The sequence below is a fragment of the Comamonas sp. Tr-654 genome (assembly GCF_011752915.1).
Taxonomy (GTDB): Bacteria; Pseudomonadota; Gammaproteobacteria; order Burkholderiales; family Burkholderiaceae_C; genus Comamonas.
The window spans coordinates 712,556-728,016 of the sequence record NZ_VWWQ01000003.1; the positions used below are offsets into that span (position 1 = coordinate 712,556).

Annotated in this window: 11 protein-coding genes; 3 read left to right on the forward strand and 8 right to left on the reverse strand. The window is 64.0% G+C overall.

Annotation, left to right across the window (positions count from 1 at the left end; genetic code table 11):
• The first annotated feature begins 25 nt into the window (after window positions 1-25).
• Window positions 26-1,006 (forward strand): LysR substrate-binding domain-containing protein, encoded by a 981-nt coding sequence (locus F3J24_RS12940; protein ID WP_167006744.1) that lies wholly within the window; start codon window positions 26-28, stop codon window positions 1,004-1,006.
• Between the two features lie 177 nt (window positions 1,007-1,183).
• Here the strand turns inward: F3J24_RS12940 and tyrS are convergent, their stop codons facing one another.
• On the reverse strand, window positions 1,184-2,416 hold the full coding sequence (gene tyrS, locus F3J24_RS12945; RefSeq protein ID WP_167006747.1) for a tyrosine--tRNA ligase: 1,233 nt from the start codon (window positions 2,414-2,416) through the stop codon (window positions 1,184-1,186).
• 191 nt (window positions 2,417-2,607) lie between these two features.
• Between tyrS and F3J24_RS12950 the strand changes: the two genes are divergently transcribed.
• Window positions 2,608-3,966: a M23 family metallopeptidase gene (locus F3J24_RS12950; protein WP_167006750.1), complete on the forward strand. Its 1,359-nt coding sequence runs from the start codon at window positions 2,608-2,610 to the stop codon at window positions 3,964-3,966.
• Between the two features lie 142 nt (window positions 3,967-4,108).
• On the forward strand, window positions 4,109-5,248 hold the full coding sequence (locus F3J24_RS12955; RefSeq protein ID WP_167006753.1) for an anhydro-N-acetylmuramic acid kinase: 1,140 nt from the start codon (window positions 4,109-4,111) through the stop codon (window positions 5,246-5,248).
• A 33-nt stretch (window positions 5,249-5,281) separates the two neighbouring features.
• On the opposite strand, the gene F3J24_RS12960 is transcribed toward F3J24_RS12955, so the two are convergent.
• From F3J24_RS12960 to xdhA, 7 genes are all read right to left on the reverse strand, one after another.
• Window positions 5,282-6,634: an LLM class flavin-dependent oxidoreductase gene (locus tag F3J24_RS12960; RefSeq protein WP_167006756.1), complete on the reverse strand. Its 1,353-nt coding sequence runs from the start codon at window positions 6,632-6,634 to the stop codon at window positions 5,282-5,284.
• A gap of 13 nt (window positions 6,635-6,647) precedes the next feature.
• Window positions 6,648-7,373 carry an ABC transporter ATP-binding protein gene (locus tag F3J24_RS12965; protein ID WP_167006759.1) on the reverse strand — a complete coding sequence of 242 codons (726 nt, stop codon included), beginning with the start codon at window positions 7,371-7,373 and terminating at the stop codon, window positions 6,648-6,650.
• The gene (locus F3J24_RS12970; protein WP_167006762.1) at window positions 7,370-8,227 is read right to left on the reverse strand and encodes an ABC transporter permease; all 858 of its coding nucleotides are present in this window, start codon (window positions 8,225-8,227) and stop codon (window positions 7,370-7,372) included. The genes F3J24_RS12965 and F3J24_RS12970 overlap by 4 nt, the downstream gene beginning before the upstream one ends.
• Window positions 8,228-8,239: 12 nt before the next feature.
• Window positions 8,240-9,223, reverse strand: a complete 984-nt coding sequence (locus tag F3J24_RS12975; RefSeq protein ID WP_034401197.1) for an ABC transporter substrate-binding protein — start codon at window positions 9,221-9,223, stop codon at window positions 8,240-8,242.
• A 420-nt stretch (window positions 9,224-9,643) separates the two neighbouring features.
• On the reverse strand, window positions 9,644-10,945 hold the full coding sequence (locus tag F3J24_RS12980; RefSeq protein ID WP_003061737.1) for an NCS2 family permease: 1,302 nt from the start codon (window positions 10,943-10,945) through the stop codon (window positions 9,644-9,646).
• Between the two features lie 162 nt (window positions 10,946-11,107).
• Window positions 11,108-13,534, reverse strand: coding sequence for a xanthine dehydrogenase molybdopterin binding subunit (gene xdhB / locus F3J24_RS12985; RefSeq protein ID WP_167006765.1), 2,427 nt, complete (start codon window positions 13,532-13,534; stop codon window positions 11,108-11,110).
• Window position 13,535: 1 nt separating this feature from the next.
• Window positions 13,536-15,146 carry a xanthine dehydrogenase small subunit gene (gene xdhA, locus F3J24_RS12990; protein ID WP_167006768.1) on the reverse strand — a complete coding sequence of 537 codons (1,611 nt, stop codon included), beginning with the start codon at window positions 15,144-15,146 and terminating at the stop codon, window positions 13,536-13,538.
• Between the last annotated feature and the right edge of the window lie 315 nt (window positions 15,147-15,461).

Sequence of the window (15,461 nt, forward strand, 5' to 3'; positions counted from 1 at the left end):
GCAAACGCCTTATGCTTGCCCTGCCATGCCTCATGCCACCACCAGCCCCACTCCGCTGCTTCGCACCCGCGCCATCGGTGCCGGCCATCTGCGCGCCTTTCTGGCCGTGGCCCGGCACCTGAACTTTCGCGCCGCAGCGGACGAGCTGGCGCTGACCCAGTCCGCTGTCAGCCGCCAGATCCAGTCGCTGGAAGACGAGGTGGGCATCCCGCTGTTCCTGCGCCATTCGCGCGCCGTGGAGCTGACCGGGGCCGGTGCCCAGTTGCTGCATGCGGTGCAACCCGCACTGGAGTCGATAGACGCCACGGTGCGCCAGATCCGCCAGACCGTGGGCCGCAAGAGCGTGGCCATCACCACCTGGGCCAGCTTTGCCGCCATGTGGCTGATTCCGCGTCTGGAGGCGTTCCAGCGCGCCCATTCCGATATCGACATTCGCATCGACACGGGCGACGCCGTGGTGGATCTGGAAACCACCGATGTGGACCTGGCCATACGCTACAGCGCCGGCGTCTCCGATGCCTCGGCCAAGGCTCTGTTCGGTGAAGAGCTGGTGCTGGTCGCCAGCCCCGCCCTGCTCAGAAGCGGCCCTGCCGTGCGCAGCCCCGCCGATGCGGCCCACTACACGCTGATTGAAACCGGCGACGTGCACCGCATGCCCCAGCTGGAGTGGCTGAGCTGGCAGCGCTGGTTTGCCGCCAACGGCTGCGACCAGCTGCAGCCGCCGCGCTGGCTGTACTTCAACTACGCCCACCAGATCGTGCAGGCCGCGCTGGCCGGCCAGGGTCTGGCCATCGCGCGCCTGCCGCTGGTGGCCGACGCGCTGGCGGCCGGCAGCCTGATCGAGGTATTGCCCGAGCATCGCCTGGCGTCGCCGCTGTCGTACTGGCTGCTGCAAGGCCCGCGCAGCAGCGAGCGGCCCGAAGTGCAGGCCTTCTGTCAGTGGCTGATGGAGCAAGCCCGCCAGACACGCGACGCCATGCGGGGCGCGGGCGAGCCGGCCCCATAAAAAAGAGAGCTGCCAGCGCTTGATTCACCTTTGTTTCAAATACAAAATGAATTGAAACGTAGATGTATCAAGCGTAAGCAGCTCTCATTTTGATGGCTGATACCTTCGACAGACCATCTCGGCAAGGACGGCGCCTTGCCCTATTGCGCGCAGCGGTGACGCACCACTCAGCTCAACTCAGCTCAGCGTGACGCGCGCAAACTTGCGCTTGCCCACCTGCAGCACAAAGGTACCGGCATCCAGCTTCAGGGCGCGGTCGCTGATGACGTTGCCGTCGATGCGCACGCCGCCGCCATCGATCAGGCGATTGGCTTCGCCGGTCGATGCAGCCAGATTGGCCTGCTTGACCAGCGCACCAATGCCCAGCGGAGCACCGGGCAGGCTGATTTCAGGGATGTCATCGGGGATGCCGCCCTTGGAGCGGTTCATGAAATCCTGCTCGGCCGCCTCGGCCGCCGCTGCGCTGTGGAAGCGCGCAGTGATTTCCTTGGCCAGGGCCACCTTGGCATGCTTGGGGTTGCCGCCGGCCTCGATCTCGACCTTGAGCGCGGCAATATCGGCCAGGCTCTTGAAGGACAGCAGGGTGTACCAGTCCCACATCAGATCGTCCGAGATCGACAGCACCTTGGCAAACATGGTGTTGGCGTCCTCGGTGATGCCGATGTAGTTGTTCTTGGACTTGGACATCTTGTGCACGCCATCCAGGCCCACCAGCAGCGGCATTGTGAGCACACACTGCTGTTCCTGACCATACTCGGCTTGCAGATGTCTGCCCATCATCAGGTTGAACTTCTGATCGGTGCCGCCCAGCTCCAGGTCGGACTTGAGCGCCACCGAGTCATAGCCCTGCAGCAGCGGGTAGAGAAACTCGTGCAGGCTGATGGAGCTGCCGTCGGTGAAGCGCGTATGGAAGTCGTTGCGTTCCATCATGCGTGCCACCGTGTACTTGGCCGACAGCTGGATCATGCCGCGCGCGCCCAGCTGGTCGCACCACTCGCTGTTGTAGCGCACCTCGGTCCTGGCCGGGTCCAGCACCTTGGCGGCCTGGGTGTAATAAGTCTCTGCGTTGGCCTTGATCTGCTCGGCCGTCAGCGGCGGACGCGTGGAGTTGCGGCCCGAAGGGTCGCCGATCAGCGTGGTGAAGTCGCCGATCAGGAAGATCACCTGATGGCCCAGATCCTGCAGCTGGCGCATCTTGTTGAGCACCACGGTGTGGCCCAGGTGGATGTCGGGAGCTGTCGGGTCCAGGCCCAGCTTGATACGCAGGGGCACACCGGTGGCTTCGGACCTGGCCAGTTTCTGGACCCACTCGTCCTTGGGCAGCAGCTCATCGACTCCACGCAGAGTGACTTCCAGCGCCTGGTTCACTCTGTCGGTCACGGGAAAACTTGTAACAGCAGATTGATTCATAAGGGTTTTTCGGCAGGCGAGGTAGGACGCGGCCGATATACTTGGAGGTTTGGTGTTACGGTCAATTCTAGACTGCTCCCTCATAAAGACCTCTTTGGATGGACTTATGGCACGGTAGAGCTGCTGGAGACGTGTCAGTCGTAACAAATGCCAACTCCACCGACACGCTTTCCCAAGGATTTGATGTTTTGATGACTGGCTTGAAAAATGCCGGCGGTGCTCTGCTCGCACGGCTGATATCGGCTCTGCAAAAACACCCCAAGCGCGCCACGGCCGCGCTGGCGACTGTTTTGCTGACCGGTGGCAGCGGTGCCTTTGCAGTGGCCAGCCTGGGGCCCGACCCCGCCGACCTTCCCGTACGCACACTGACCGAACCCGTCACCTCCCTGGCCGCCGGCCAGGATCTGGCCGACCTAACGGATCTGCAGTCCTTCTCCCTCTACCGTTCCGAATACACCCGTGCCAACGACACGACCGAGTCGCTGCTGCAGCGCCTTGGCATTGCCGATCCGCAGGCAGCAGCCTTCATGCGCAGCAACGATGCCGTGCGCCAGAACGTGCTGGGCCGTGCCGGCCGCCTCGTGTCCGCCGAAACCACGCCCGACCAGCAACTGAGCCAGCTGACCGTGCGCTGGGCTCCTGGCGAAGACGGCAGCTTCCAGCGCCTGACCGTGGAGCGTGTGGACGGCAAGCTGCAGTCCAAGATCGAGACCGGCAAGCTCACGGCCAGCCCCCGTCTGGCGGGGGGCGTGATTCGCTCCTCCTTCTTTGCCGCCACGGATGCCTCCGACATTCCCGACAGCGTCTCCATGCAGATGGCCGACATCTTCCAGGGCGAACTGGACTTCCGCCGCGGCCTGCGCAAGGGTGACCGATTTGCGGTGGTCTATGAATCGCTGGAAGCCGATGGCGAGCCGCTGCGTGCCGGCCGCGTGCTGAGCACCGAGTTCTACAACAATGGCAAGTCGCATCAGGCCATGTGGTTCCAGGAAGCCGGCAAGAAGGGCGCCTACTACACGCTCGACGGCAAGAGCCTGCGCCAGGCCTATCTGAACTATCCCGTGGAGTTCTCGCGCATCAGCAGCGGCTTCTCCATGCGCGTCCACCCCATCCAGAAAACCTGGCGCGCTCATCTGGGCACCGACTTTGCGGCTCCCACCGGCACCAAGGTGCGCACCGTGGGCGACGGCGTCGTGTCCTTTGCCGGCGTGCAGAACGGCTACGGCAATGTGATCTTTGTCGACCACGCCAACCAGCACACCACCGTGTATGCCCACCTGAGCCGCATTGACGTCAAGCGCGGTCAACGCGTGGACCAGGGCGACATCATCGGCGCCGTGGGCTCCACGGGCTGGGCTACCGGCCCTCATCTGCACTTCGAGTTCCGCGACAAGGGCGAGCAGCGCGATCCGCTGACCATTGCCCAGATCACCGATGCGGCCCAGCCCATCTCCAAGGCCGCCCGCCCGGCCTTCGAGCAGCAGGCCGCACAGATGCGCATCGAACTCAACGCCGGCACGCAAGCGTATGCCCTGGCCAGCGCGCGCTGAGCCAGCGTCGCCATGCACAACAAGGGCTGCAGATTGCAGCCCTTTTTCATTCACGCATGAAGATCGTTCGCAGCACCCATCGAACATGCACCGAACGCTACAGCTAAGATAGTAAAACCGTAAGCCTACCTTCCGATCTGACATGCCCAATGCCATTGAACAAGCCGCCCAAAGCCCTCTCTATATCGGCCTGATGTCCGGCACCTCGCTGGATGGCGTCGATGGCGTTCTCGTGGACTTCAGCCGTGGCACCCAGGTGCTGCAACATGCCAGCTGCAGCTTCGACGAGGCATTGCGTGCAGAGCTGCTGGCCCTCAATACTGCCGGCGGCCAGGATGAACTGCATCGCTCCGCCCTGGCTGCCAATGCACTGGTGCGCCACTATGCACAGGTGGTGCACCAGTTGCTGGCCGCAGCCGGCGCTCAGGCCGGGCAGATCGCAGCCATAGGAGCCCACGGGCAAACCGTGCGCCACCGTCCGCAGATGTTCGATGGCACAGGCTACACGCTGCAACTCAACAACCCCGCCCTGCTGGCCGAGCTGACCGGCATCACCGTCGTCGCCGACCTACGCAGCCGTGATGTGGCGGCGGGCGGTCAGGGTGCGCCGCTGGTGCCGGCCTTTCACCAAAGCGTGTTCGGCAGGCCCGGGGAAACAGCCCTGGTGCTCAATATCGGCGGCATTGCCAATCTCAGCGCGCTGGGTGCCGACGGCTCGGTACTCGGCTTCGACACCGGCACCGGCAATGCGCTGATGGACGGCTGGTGCCTGCACCATACCGGCAAGAGCTATGACGAGGGCGGCCAGTGGGCCGCCAGCGGCAAGGTCCTTCCCGAGCTGCTGGCCGCCATGCTGGGCGATCCCTATCTGGCCCAGGAGCCGCCCAAGAGCACAGGGCGCGATCTGTTTCACGCCGACTGGCTGGAGCGGCATCTGCAGCAGCATGCGGCGCAGGCCGCTGCGGTCGATGTACAGGCAAGCCTTACCGAATTCACCGCCGCCAGCTGCGCCCATGCCGTCCGGCGTTTCGGCAGGGGCGGCACCGAACTGCTGGTATGCGGCGGCGGTGCACTGAACACCTATCTGATGCAACGCCTGGCCGCCTTGCTGCCGGGCGTGAAGGTGAGCTCCACGGCAGAGCGCGGCCTGCCCCCGCTGGAAGTGGAAGCTGCTGCCTTTGCCTGGCTGGCACGCCAGTGCCTGCTGGGCCTGCCCGGCAATCTGGCCAGCGTGACGGGCGCCAGCGGCCCGCGCATTCTGGGCGCCATCCACCCCGCCTGAGACTGATAGCCGGCTGCCCTCCCGCCTGCAGACTCAGGCCGCTACTTCGGCATCCGCCTGCAGCCTGTGCTGCACGGCTGGCAGATCGGGCAAGCCGAAATGGCCGCGCAGCGTGCTGCTCTGGTAGTCGCTGCGGAACAGCCCACGCTTGCGCAAAATCGGCACGACCTCGCTGGCAAACAGCTCCAGTTGCTGCGTGATCACCGGTGGCATCACATTGAAACCATCGGCAGCGCCCGTGCGGAACCAGTCTTCGATCGTGTCCGCCACCTGCTCGGGCGTGCCGGCAATCGCCAGATGCCCGCGCGCGCCTGCCAGCCGCTTGAGCAGCTGACGCAGCGTGAGCCCGTCGCGCAGCGTAGTCTCCACATAGCCTATGACGCGGCTCCTGGAAGCTTCCACCAGCGCGGGATCGGGAAAATCGTCCCGCGTGAGCCGGCGGTCCAGCGGCAGGCCGCTGAAATCATGGCCGCCAAAGCGAGCCGACAGGCGTCCCAGCCCCACTTCGATGCTGGTCAGGCTGTCGAGCTCCTCCCACACCTGGCGGGCCTCGTACTCCGTCGACCCAATCGCGGCACTGATGCCCGGCAGGATCACGATATCCTCGGCCCGGCGCCCCAGCGCCTTCGCCTGTCCCTTGATATCGGCATAAAAGCCTTGCGCCGACTCCTTGCTGCCATGCGCCGTGAATATGGCCTCGGCCCATTGCGCGGCAAAGGCCCGGCCGGTATCGGACTGACCGGCCTGCACCAGTACCGGACGGCCCTGGGGGCTGCCCGGCACATTCAGCGGTCCGCGCGTACGGATATGCGTGCCTGCATAGTTGACGGGGCGCACCTGGCCTATGTCCAGGTACTGACCCGATGCGGCATCGTCCACCACCGCAGCGCCCGGAAAGCTGCGCCACAGCGCATCCACTGCGGCCACGAATTCCTCGGCGATGCGGTAGCGCTCGGCATGCTCGACATTCTGCTGCAGTCCGTAGTTTTCACCGGCCCGGGGCAGCCAGGAGGTCACGATATTCCAGCCTGCCCGGCCCTTGGACAGGTGGTCCAGCGTGGCGAACTGCCGCGCCAGCGTATAGGGCAGGCTGTAGGTGGTGGAAGCCGTTCCGATCAGCCCAATACGCTCGGTATACTGCGCCAGCGCCGCCAGCAGCAGCAGCGGCTCGAGCTGGCCCGAAGAGGCCATCTGCCCGCTGTCGGGCCCGACCAGCCCGTCGGCCAGAAACACGGCATCGAACTTGGCGGCCTCGGCAATGCGGGCAGCATCCACATACAGTTGCAGATCGGTCAGTGCCTTGGGATTGGCGCCGGGGTGACGCCAGGCACCTTCATGGTGGCCTCGCGTCATCAGAAACAGGTTCAGGTGTAGTTGTCGCGTCATGGCACAGCTTCTTTCAGACAAATTCGGCTTCCACACCCAGACTGCGCAGCAAGGTCGCGCGCAGCTGCATGAAAGCGGGGTGGTCGGGGCGCCGCGGATGGGCCAGATCCAGCGCATGGTCTTCGGCGATCTTTCCGTCTCTGAGCACCAGAATCCGGTCTGCCAGCAGCAGGGACTCGTCCACATCGTGGGTGACCAGGATCACCGTCGGGCGTACGCGCTCCACCATGCGCCGCAGCAGGCCCTGCATGCGCAGGCGGGTCAGGGCATCCAGGGCACCAAAAGGCTCGTCGGCCAGCAGCACATGGGGCTCGCGCAGCAAGGAGCGAGCCAGTGCCGCGCGCTGCTTTTGCCCGCCCGACAAGCTGGCTGGCCAGACCGCTGCCTTGTCTTCCAGTCCCACCTCGCGCAGCAACTGAGCTGCGTCAGGCCGGGCAGCCTGCGCGTCCAGGCCCAGCGTCAGGTTGTCCAGCACCGTCAGCCAGGGCAGCAGGCGCGAGTCCTGGAACAGCACGGACACATTGCCATGTGCAACCGCCGTCCCCGAACTCCGAGCCTCCAGATCAAGACCGGCCAATGCGCGCAACAGCGTGGTCTTGCCGGAGCCCGACTCTCCCAGCAGCGCCACGAACTGCCCCGGCGCAATATCAAGTTCGAGGTCGTCGAGCACCTGCTTGCCATGAAAGCTGCGGCTGAAGCCATGCAGGTGCACGGCACCTGCCAATGATGGACGGTTCATGATCCCAGCGACCTCCGGTAGGACAGCACATGTGCCTCCAGGCTACGCACCGCGGCGTCGGAGAGCAGACCCAGCAGCGCGTAGATCAGAATGCCCACCACGATCACATCGGTCTGCCCCCAGTCGCGCGCACGGTTCATCAAGTAACCGATGCCGGTCTGCGTGTTGATCAGCTCCAGCACCACCAGCGCCGTCCAGCACAGCGAGACCGCCATGCGCAGGCCTACAAAAAAGCCTGGCAAGGCTCCCGGCAGGGCCACCTTGCGAATGAACTCGGCACGCGACAGTCCCAGCGTCTGCGCCAGCTCCACATGACCGATGTCTATGCTGCGCAGCGCTGCATGGGTGTTGATATAGATGGGAATCAGCACGGCGGTGAAGATGAGGAAGACCTTCATCGCCTCGCCTATGCCCAGCCAGATGATGGCCAGCGGGATCAGCGCCAGCGTGGGAACGGCCCGCTTGATCTGCACCAACCCATCGATCAGGGCCTCGCCGGTGCGGCTCAGCCCGGCGCCCAGCGCCAGCAGCACGCCCACCACAATGCCCAGAAACAGCCCTGTGTAGGCTCGCCCGGCCGAAGCCATCAGATGCGGCAGCAGGCTTCCATCAAGGGCCATTTCATAGCCGGTGCGCAATGCCTGCGACGGTGCGGTCAGCGTCTCGGGCGAGAGGTAACCCAGGCGCGATGCGGTCTCCCACAACAGCAGCAGCAGGGCCGGCCCGGCCAGCAGCATGCCCGGCGACAGGCGGGCCGGCACCAGTGCCGGGGCCTTGCGGTCCGGCGCGGCAAGCAGCGCTCCGGTCTGAGACTGCCAGCCGGCCACGCGCGCTTCCAGAGGAATCGGAGTCATCACGGCAGCTCCTCAGCGATTGGCGACGATCACGCCGTCATAGCTAGCCACAAAGGAGTCCCTGGCATCCAGACGCCGGGGCAGACTGCCGGCGCTGTGCAGGATGTCGATGAGCTTCTGATGATGAGGCTGGGCCTGTGCAGCGGTCTGGAACTCGAGCGGAGCCTGCGCCGCCTGTATGGCCGCAGCGCTCTCGGCATCGAGGCGCTGGAAATTGCGCAGGTAATGCTGCTCCCATTCCTTGCGATGGGTATTACTCCAGCGCCCCGCGCGCACGAAGGAGGCCAGGAATTCGCGGATGGCCTCGGCCTTCTGCGGATCAGCCAGCACCTCCGGACGGGCATAGATATAGGAGGTGGAAGGCAGCAGCTGACGCTCCAGCGGATCAGGCACCACACGCGCACCGATCTGCCTGGACAGCCGCGTGACATGCGGCTCGGCAATGGTGGCGACATCCACGGCCCGGGCGCGCAGGGCATCGTTGAGTTCGGCCACGCGCAGATGTACCAGCGTGACATCCTTGAGCGTCAGGCCGGCCCGGTTCAAGGCCTCGATCAGGAAAACCTGGCGACCCGAGCCTTCGACATAGCTCACGCGCTTGCCACGCAGATCGCTCAGGCGCTCCACCCCGGCGCCGGCATGTTGCAGCAAACGATATTCCGCTCTGGCTCGGGTGAAGGTTGCGATGATGGGCAGGTTCACGCCTGCTGCACGCGCCTGGATGGGAGGGGTGTCTCCCACATAGGCCATGTCCAGCGCTCCGGCGCGGATGGCCTCGAAGATGGCCGGACCGCCGGCAAAATTGGGCAGCTCCAGCTGAAAGCCGGTCTTCTTGCGTTCGCCGCTTGCATCCAGCAGATGGCGAATCAGCTCGCTCTGGTCAGCGACGACCAGCCTGGTCTTGGCGTCCACCGCAGCATGCGCAGCACCGGTGATGCCGGCTGCCGCCATTGCCAGCCATGAAGGCCCGGCCAGCAGAAATCGACGCTTGTCCACTTTCTTCTCCCATGTATGCAATGGGGCAGATGCTAGGGAGCCGTCGATCGATTCAAAAATATAGATTTCAAATTTGGAAACAACCAACTCATCCGAGCGCCGGTGCCGGTCCAGCGGACGCACATGGATTTCGCTGTGCTGTCAGGCACTTAAGACGGCAGGCGCCCATCGAGGCCAGGCGCACGAACGCACAACAAGCTTTGATTCAGCAATATGCTCATGAAATCAATGTTGTTGAGGCCCGGGGAAATGACTGACCATCCGGGCGTCTACCCATCAAGGCAAAGCCATCGACAGGCCTGCCGCCCACAATGCAAAAAGCAGCCCGACCCACCAGTAGCCGGACTGCTTTTCGCATCTTGGATGTCCTGTCCGGCTGGCTCCATCAAGCCATGCCGGGTTCGATCAGCGCCTGAAGACTCAGTGACCGCCGACGTAGATGAACTTGAACAGGAACAGGGCAGCAATCACCCACATGATCCAGTGCACCTCCTTGACCTTGCCCGTGCACAGCTTGAGCACGGCATAGGTGATGAAGCCGAAGGCCAGGCCGTTGGCGATGGAGTAGGTGAAAGGCATCATCAGCGCAGTGACGACTGCCGGTATGGCTTCGGTGGTTTCATCCCACTGCACTTCCGTCAGGTCACGCAGCATCAGGCAGGCCACGAACAGCAGCGCAGGTGCAGTGGCATAGCCGGGCACCACACCGGCCAGCGGCGCGATGAACAAACAGGCCAGGAAGAGCATGGCAACCGTGAGAGCCGTCAGGCCCGTACGACCGCCAGCCTGCACACCGGCAGCGCTCTCCACATAGGCGGTGGTGCTGGAGGTACCCAGGATGGAGCCCACGAAAATCGCCCCCGAATCGGCCAGCAGCGAGCGGTTGAAACGCCCCATGCGCTCAGGCACCAGCAGACCGGCGCGACGCGCCACGCCCATCAGCGTGCCGGTGGCATCGAACAGTTCCACCAGGAAGAACACCAGCACCACGTTGAGGAAGCCCGTGGTCAGCGCTGTCTTGATGTCGAGCTTCATGAAAGTGGGCTCGATGGAGGGAGGCGCCGAGAAGATGCCGTGGAAGGTGTTGCCGCCGAAGAAGAACGAGGCCACGGTCACGGCCAGAATACCGATCAGCAATGCGCCCGGCACCTTGAGACGGTCCAGCACCACGATCAACAAAAAGCCCAGCAGCGCCATGATGACCTCGGGCTTGTGCAGATCGCCCAGCGTCACATAGGTGTTCTGGTCGGCAGCAACCACACCGGCGGTCTTGAGCGCGATCAGCGCCAGGAACAGTCCCAGCCCGACGGTGATAGACACACGTATGGACTGCGGTATGCCCTTGATGATGAGCTCACGCAGGCCCAGCATCGTGCAGATCAGGAACAGACATCCCGAGACGAACACCGCCCCCAGGGCAGCCTCCCATGTATAGCCCATCTTGAGCACCACCACATAGGCAAAATAGGCGTTCAGCCCCATGCCCGGCGCCAGCGCAATCGGGTAGTTGGCATACAGCGCCATGATGGTCGACCCCAGCGCTGCGATCAGGCAGGTGGCGACAAAGACCGAGCCCTTGGGCATGCCCGCATCCCCCAGAATGGAGGGGTTGACGAACATGATGTAGGCCATTGAAAGAAAGGTCGTCAGCCCTGCGACCAGTTCCGTGCGCACATTGGTGTTGTGCTCCCTGAGTTTGAATATCCGCTCTGTCCAGTTCATTGCATAGTCTCCGTGTTGTTTTGCATGCGAGGCGCAACGCGAGGAACGCGCCCGGTCCTGCGCCGCCAAATGGACGGCGCAGCACATGGCCTTGCCCCGCGGCAAACAGCCATGACTCAAATGGCTGCCGCCCCGCAAGGCGACAACACCTGTGAGGAAAAACTAGCCAGTGTGCCCTTGAACGGCTTCCACTGCTCTCAGGATGGCCTCTGACGTGGCCGGTGCCTGCAGAGGCGGATTCGCCCGGTGCTCGCCGGCGGCGGACACCGCATCGCGAATCGCGAAGAACACCGAGAACGGCAGCAGCAGCGGCGGCTCGCCCACGGCCTTGCTGCGGTGGATGGAGTCTTCATAGTTGTCGCCCTCGAACAGGCGCACATTGAAGACCGGCGGGCAGTCATTGGCCGTGGGAATCTTGTAGGTACTGGGCGCATGGGTCGTGAGCTTTCCGGTTTGCGGATGCCAGACCAGCTCCTCGGTGGTCAGCCAGCCCATGCCCTGGATAAAGGCACCCTCCACCTGGCCCACATCGACGGCCGGGTTCAGCGAGCGGCCCACGTCATGCAGCACATCGGCGCGCAGCAGCTTCCATTCGCCCGTCAAGGTATCGATGACCACCTCGCTGACGGCGGCGCCATAGGCAAAGTAGAAGAAGGGGTGGCCCTTCATGCGCTTGCCGTCCCAGTGCAGGCCAGGCGTCGCATAGAAGCCATCCGACCACAGCTGCACACGCTGCAGATAGGCGGCGCGCACCAGCTCGGCAAACGGCACATTCTGGCCATTGACCTGCACCGCATTGTTGGCAAAGCGCACGTCATGGGCATCGCCGCCATGCAGGCGTGCTGCGCATTCGGCCAGACGCTCGCGCAGCTGACGTGCTGCATCCTGTGCGGCCTTGCCGTTGAGGTCGGCCCCCGTCGAAGCCGCCGTGGCCGAGGTGTTGGCCACCTTGCTGGTATCGGTGGCCGTCACACGCACATTCTCGAAGGCCACGCCCAACTCATGCGCCACCACCTGGGCCACCTTGGTGTTCAGGCCCTGGCCCATTTCGGTGCCGCCATGGTTCACGAGAATCGAGCCATCGGTATAGATATGGACCAGTGCGCCGGCCTGGTTGAAGTGGGCCACATTGAAGGAGATGCCGAACTTCAGCGGCGTCAGCGCCAGGCCGCGCTTGAGCACGGCACTGCCGGCGTTGAAGGCATTCACGGCCGCACGGCGCGCACGGTAGTCGCTGGACTCCTCCAGCTCGGCCACCAGCTCGTGAATCACGTTATCGGTCACGACCTGCTCATAGGGCGTGATGTTGCGCTCGCCCTTGCCGTAGAAGTTGACGCGCCGCACATCGAGCGGATCGCGCCCCAGGCTGCGGGCCACCGTATCCAGAATGTTCTCGATGGCAATCGCGCCCTGAGGTCCGCCAAAGCCACGGAAAGCCGTATTGCTCTGGGTGTTGGTCTTGCCCATATAGCCATGCATGAGCACATCGGGCAGCCAGTAGGTATTGTCGAAATGGCAAAGCGCACGCGTCATCACCGGCGCCGACAGATCGGCAGAGTGCCCGGAGCGCGAGACCATGGAGATCTCGGCGCCCAGCACGCGGCCCTCATCGTCATAGCCCACTTCGTACTCATACCAGAAGCAGTGACGGCGACCGGTGATCATGAAGTCGTCGTCGCGGTCCAGACGCAGCTTGACCGGCTTTTGCAGCCGGGTGGCCGCCACGGCCGCCACGCAGGCGAACAGTGCCGACTGCGACTCCTTGCCGCCGAAGCCGCCGCCCATGCGCCGGCATTCCACATGCACGCTGTGCGAAGCCACGCCCAGAGCATGCGCCACCAGGTGCTGCATTTCGCTGGGATGCTGGGTGGAGCAGTGAATGTGCACGGCTCCGTCTTCCTTGGGCGTGGCGTAGCTGATCTGCCCTTCCAGATAGAACTGCTCCTGCCCACCCACATCGAAGGAGCCCTTGAGGCGGTGCGGCGCGGCATCCATGGCGGCGCGCGCGCCGCCTTCGCGCGTGCTGCGCTCCAGGTGCATGGGCGGCATCACGTACTGGCCCAGCTCATGGGCCTTGCGTGGTGTCAGCACGGGCGGCAGCTCACTGATGGTGGCGGCCGCCTTGGCCAGGGCGGCCGCACGTCTTGCCGCATCGCGCGAGCGGGCAATCACGGCGAACAGGGGCTGGCCTACGTAGCGGATCTCGCCATCGCAGAGTATGGGGTCGTCATGAATGATGGAGCCGCAGTCGTTGACGCCGGGAATATCTGCCGCCGTAATCACGTCCACCACCTCCGGCATGGCGCGCACGGCCTCCAGCGCCAGCGCCGTCAGACGGCCATGGGCCACGGGCGAGAGCCCCAGCGCGCAGTGCAGCGTGCCTTCCAGTTCGGGCAGGTCGTCGATATAGGCGGCCTCGCCGGCCACATGCAGGTGTGCGGACTCGTGCTTGCGGCTGACGCCCACGCGCGCGCCCTGATCATGGGCCTTGGCCTCGGTCACTTCGTCGATGCGATAGGCCTGGTTCTTGCGATAGTCGGCAAAGGCTTCCGCCACCAGTTCATTCGTCAGTTCATGGGGGTGGTTCATTTCAGACTCCTTGCTCCACGGCGGCAGGAACAATATGAGGCATCACGCTCCAGACACTGGTCGCCTCGGTACTTTGTGGCTGATCGGCGCGCGTTTCCAGCCACAGACGCTGGATCAGGTTCTGCGCCACCTTGAGGCGGTAATCGGCGCTGGCGCGCATATCGCTCATGGGCTTGAAATCCTGGGCCAGCGCGGCCTGTGCGGCCTTCACGTTCTCCGGGCTCCAGGGCTTGCCCAGCAGGGCCGCTTCGGCGCACGCTGCTCTTCTGACCGTGGCCGCCATGCCGCCAAAGGCCAGTCGGATGGATTGCACGATCTCACCATCGAGCTCGATGGCAAAGCCGGCGCACAAGGCCGAGATATCGCAATCAAAGCGCTTGCTGATCTTGTAGCCGCGAACCTGGCGCTGCATGGCCGCCAGCGGCACCGCCAGGGCCTGCACAAACTCGCCCGCCTCCAGCTGGTTCTTCATATAGTCCAGATAGAAATCCGTCAGCGGCATGCGGCGCACGCGCTCGCCCTTGCGCAGCTCGATCTGGGCATCCAGCGCCATCAGCACCGGCGGCGAATCACCGATCGGCGAGCCGTTGGCCACATTGCCGCCCATGGTCCCCGCGTGGCGGATAGGCGTGGAGGCAAAGCGCAGCCAGACATCGGTCAGGCTGGGCCAGCGCTGCACCAGCGCGCTCCAGGCGGACTCCAGCGAAGCCCCGGCGCCGATATACAGCTCGCCGCCTTCGGCATCGGGCCGTACTTCGATGCGCTTCATCTCGGCCACATCGCCGACGTAAATCATGTCGCCCAGGTCGCGAAACTGCTTGTTGACCCAGAGCCCCACATCGGTGGAGCCGGCCACGATGCGGGCCTTGGGCTTGGTCTCGCACAGGCTGGCCAGCTCTGCCAGCGTGCGCGGAGCGTGGAAGAAGTCGGTGCGCAGCCCCTGGGGCGCCGCATAGTTCAGACCCACGTTACCGGCCTCGGCCTGAAGGCCTTGCAGCGCAGCCACCACGGGCGCCGTATCCAGTCGCACCGCAGGCAGGTCGAACATGCGCTGACCGGCATCGAGAATCGGGCGGTAGCCCGTGCAGCGGCACAGATTGCCCGAGAGTTCGTCGGCCAGCTGCTGGCGCGTGGGCTCGCTGCCCTGCTGCTGGTGATGCTCATAGGCCGACCACAGCGTCATCACGATGCCGGGCGTGCAGAAGCCGCATTGCGAACCATGGCACTCCACCATGGCCTGCTGTACCGGATGCAGGCTTTGCGGACCTGCAGGCTTGCCGGCGCAGGCAGACTTGCCCGCACACTGGCTCTTGAGGTCTTCCACCGTGAACAAGGCCTTGCCATGCAGGCTGGGCAGGAATTGAATGCAGGCATTGACGGTCTGCAGACGCAGGCCGTTGACGGCCTCGGTATCGCCGGCTTCGGCCAGCTCGCCGATGACTACCGTGCAGGCACCGCAATCGCCTTCGTTGCAGCCTTCCTTGGTGCCCGTGCAATGGGCATCCTCGCGCAGCCATTGCAGCACGGAGCGTGTGGGGTGCGGGCCTTGCACTTCCACCACCTCGCCACGGTGGAAGAAGCGTATCGGTTGAGAGTTCTGACTGGTGCTCATGATCGTGGGACAGGGTGAGATTGAATGCCTGCATGCAAGATGCATTCCAAACGCAGCATTCGTCAAGATCGAAGGCTACGCCTGCAGGGGCAGCTTCTCATATGGACGCGCTCATAGGGGCTATGTAGTGCGTCATATATCCGTGACCAAAATCAAGGGAGAACCCGTACAAAACCCGGTTGCCTACGGGTAAGTCCCAGGAAGCGGGAGCCGAGTCACGGCCCCCTATCAATAGCTAATAACGCTCTTTAATAAACGATTTCAGATTAAAAATAATATGAAATCCTTTATTTACAAGCGCTGGCAGCTATCAAA

What these genes read in the sequence shown, in the direction of transcription:
- F3J24_RS12950 (WP_167006750.1), top strand. Translation starts at nt 2,608, where the DNA reads ATGACTGGCTTGAAAAATGCCGGCGGTGCTCTGCTCGCACGGCTGATA.
- F3J24_RS12960 (WP_167006756.1), bottom strand. Translation starts at nt 6,634, where the DNA reads ATGACGCGACAACTACACCTGAACCTGTTTCTGATGACGCGAGGCCAC.
- F3J24_RS12955 (WP_167006753.1), top strand. Translation starts at nt 4,109, where the DNA reads ATGCCCAATGCCATTGAACAAGCCGCCCAAAGCCCTCTCTATATCGGC.
- tyrS (WP_167006747.1), bottom strand. Translation starts at nt 2,416, where the DNA reads ATGAATCAATCTGCTGTTACAAGTTTTCCCGTGACCGACAGAGTGAAC.
- F3J24_RS12965 (WP_167006759.1), bottom strand. Translation starts at nt 7,373, where the DNA reads ATGAACCGTCCATCATTGGCAGGTGCCGTGCACCTGCATGGCTTCAGC.
- xdhA (WP_167006768.1), bottom strand. Translation starts at nt 15,146, where the DNA reads ATGAGCACCAGTCAGAACTCTCAACCGATACGCTTCTTCCACCGTGGC.
- F3J24_RS12980 (WP_003061737.1), bottom strand. Translation starts at nt 10,945, where the DNA reads ATGAACTGGACAGAGCGGATATTCAAACTCAGGGAGCACAACACCAAT.
- xdhB (WP_167006765.1), bottom strand. Translation starts at nt 13,534, where the DNA reads ATGAACCACCCCCATGAACTGACGAATGAACTGGTGGCGGAAGCCTTT.
- F3J24_RS12940 (WP_167006744.1), top strand. Translation starts at nt 26, where the DNA reads ATGCCTCATGCCACCACCAGCCCCACTCCGCTGCTTCGCACCCGCGCC.
- F3J24_RS12970 (WP_167006762.1), bottom strand. Translation starts at nt 8,227, where the DNA reads ATGACTCCGATTCCTCTGGAAGCGCGCGTGGCCGGCTGGCAGTCTCAG.